The following is a 3,068-nucleotide window of genomic DNA, read 5'->3' as shown; positions in this document are numbered from 1 at the left end:
TCATTCACGCAACGTTCGCAGCGTACTGAAACGCCCGAAGGGACGCGGGCAGACTGTGGGTGGAAACAATCGCGACCGATGTCGCTGCGAACGGACCGTCGTTTTCCAGCAGCCCAGAGATCGCCAGTCCGAGTTTGTTGGCGTCCGAATCCTTTATGATAGCCGACCCTTGATTCCGTTTCCGGCTCGCAAGAAGGTCGCGCATCATGCTCCGTTCTCTCACTCTCCGTTTTGCCGCGTGTTGTTTGGCGCTGATGGCAGCGTCGGCCGGCGCCGAGCGGCCGAATGTGTTGTTCATCGCGATCGACGACTTGAGGGTCCAGCTGGGGTGCTACGGAGATGCGGCGGTGAAGTCGCCGAACATCGATCGGCTCGCATCCGGCGGCATGGTTTTCGAACATGCCTACTGCCAGCAAACCGTCTGCAATCCCTCCCGGGCATCGCTGCTGACGGGCATGCGCCCCGATACGCTGCGGGTCTGGGATCTGCCGACACATTTCCGTCAGAACAAACCGGACGCCGTTACGCTTCCACAATGGTTCAAATCCAACGGCTACCACACACAATGTGTCGGTAAGATTTTTCATAACTGGCGGCAAGACGATTGGAAAGGCGATCCCCGATCCTGGAGCGTGCCGTCGGTGCTGCACTACAACAGCCACTCCAACGACAAGCCGATCGTCGACGGCGCGGTGCCGCCGAATCTCGCTTCGGGAAAAAATGGCATCGAATGCCGCGACGTTTCCGATGACGCCTACTTCGACGGGCGGGTCGCGGAAACGGCCGTCGAAACCTTGCGGGAACTCAATCGGCGTGACGATCCGTTCTTCCTGGCCGTCGGTTTTTGGAAACCGCACACGCCCTTCAACGCTCCCAAGAAATACTGGGACCTTTATGATCGAAACAAGGTTCCGATTCCGAGCGACGTACAGCCACCCCAAGACGTTCCCGACATCGCATTGACGAGCGCCCGATACAACGCGGGCGCGGAGTCGGAAGAGTTGCGAGAAATGCATCACGGGCACCTCGCCGCGATCAGTTACCTCGACGCGCAGATCGGCCGCGTGCTGGATGAATTAGACTCGCTGCAATTGCGAGACAACACGATCGTCGTGTTGTGGTCCGATCATGGGTTGCATCTGGGCGAACACGGCTTGACGCGAAAAACAACGGCGTTTGAACTCGATGCCCGTGTCCCGCTGATCATCGACGCCCCCAAGCACCAAACGGCCGGCCGCACGGAAGCCCTGGTGGAATTGCTGGATCTTTATCCCACGCTGACGGAACTTTGCGGGTTGCAGACACCAAGCGACGTCGAAGGTGTCTCCTTGGTGCCGCTGCTGGACGATCCGTCGGCGAGTGTCCACGAAGTGGCTCTCACCCAAACACCGCGCCCCAATTACCTGCGCGGCAAACTGCCCGAAGTGATGGGGTATTCGATTCGCACCAAACCCTTTCGCTACACCGAGTGGCGGGACTTCAAAACCGAACAAGTCCTCGCCCGCGAACTATACGATCACCGCAAGGATTCGCACGAAACCGTGAACGTGGTCGACCATGACGAGTATCAAAACGCCGTCGCTGGTCTTGCGGAGAAGCTTGCCAGGAGACTGGCCGCCCAGCCCGCCGTTGCCGCTTCTGGAACCGATGCTCGTCCGCACCCCGTGAAGAATCCGGGCAGCCCACGGATGCTGGATCTGAAAACCACCGGCCCCGATGCATCGCGAATCAATTTCAACGATCTTACCCCGGTTCCGTCAAAACACGCCATCATCAGTGACGTCCGAGACCGCGCCGGAACCTGGGTCCATCAGCACGCTTATCTCGCTCATTTCGATGGCAAGTACTGGGCGATGTGGAGTGACGGTCCGGGCGTACCAAGACCGGGCCTGACGCCGGAGCAACTTCGCAATGTGGTACCGGGTCACGATCGACCGGACACCCGCGTGTCTTATGCGACCAGCAATGATGGGTTGCACTGGAGTCAGCCGGCGGACCTGTCCGGGCCGCCACGGACACCAGGGTTTGGTTGGATCGCACGTGGGCTGTGGGTCCGTGATGGCGAGTTGCTGGCGTTGGCGAGCCACTTCAACGCGCCGGCATATCCCGGCAAGGGGCTCAGCCTGGAAGCATTTCGCTGGGACGCGGGCGAGCAAACGTGGAGAGCCCACGGCACGGTGATGGACGACACGCTCAATAATTTCCCGCCCAAGCGATTGCCGCAAGGCGAATTCATGATGACGCGTCGCGACCATCGCCAGCAGGTCTCGGTGATGATCGGCGGAGACACTGCCTTCGACGACTGGAAGATCCGTCCGCTGGCCAGCTACGACGCCAGCGGCCGCCCGGAAGAACCCTACTGGTACGTGCTTCCCGACCGCCAAAACCTTGTCGGTCTGATTCGCGACAACGGACGTTCGGGACGATTGCTGCGAACCTTTTCCAGCGACAACGGCCGGACGTGGAGCCCGATCGTCAAGACCGATTTCCCTGACGCGACGAGTAAGTTTTTTGTGCTGCGAACCTCGCGGGGCTACTATGTGCTGGTGTCCAACGCCAACCCGCGTCGACGCGACCCGCTGACCTTGGCCGTCAGCTCGGACGGATTGGTCTTCACCCACCTGTTTCGACTCGTCGGCGGTCGACACGTCGATTACCCACACATCATTGAACACGACGAACACCTGTTGATCGCGTTTTCCGGCGCGAAGCAAACGATGGAAGTTTTAAAAGTATCGCTCGACGATCTCGACGCGCTCCTTCGATCGAATCAATCCGCCAGCTCACGCTAACGATCCACTCCGGTCGCTGTCACCACCTCGCACACCATCCCCCTGCACGAGTCCTGCCATGTCGTCACGTTGTTGCCTCTCGCTCGTCTGCTTATTGATCGGCATTGCCGACGGTGCCCGCGCGGCCGAACGACCGCCGAACATTGTCTACATCATGTCTGACGAGCTGGCGTACTATGAACTCTCACACATGGGAAATCAGCGATTGCGGACGCCGAACATCGACCAGATGGCGCGTGAAGGGATTCGATTCACCCAGGCACTTGCGGCGGCACC

Annotated in this window: 2 protein-coding genes; both read left to right on the top strand. The window is 59.8% G+C overall.

Annotated features, from left to right (window positions below; all coding sequences use genetic code 11):
* The first annotated feature begins 206 nt into the window (after positions 1-206).
* Complete coding sequence (locus ABX749_RS27615) at positions 207-2,792, top strand: sulfatase-like hydrolase/transferase (RefSeq protein WP_372898868.1); 2,586 nt, start codon at positions 207-209, stop codon at positions 2,790-2,792.
* Between the two features lie 58 nt (positions 2,793-2,850).
* Positions 2,851-3,068 (top strand): sulfatase-like hydrolase/transferase (locus ABX749_RS27610; protein ID WP_372898867.1); only part of this gene is annotated, 218 nt, incomplete at its 3' end.

The sequence above is a fragment of the Stieleria sp. genome (genome assembly GCF_041595215.1).
GTDB lineage: Bacteria > Planctomycetota > Planctomycetia > Pirellulales > Pirellulaceae > Stieleria > Stieleria magnilauensis.
Note: the sequence above shows the minus strand (reverse complement) of the source record. Positions and strands in the feature narration are given on the sequence as shown.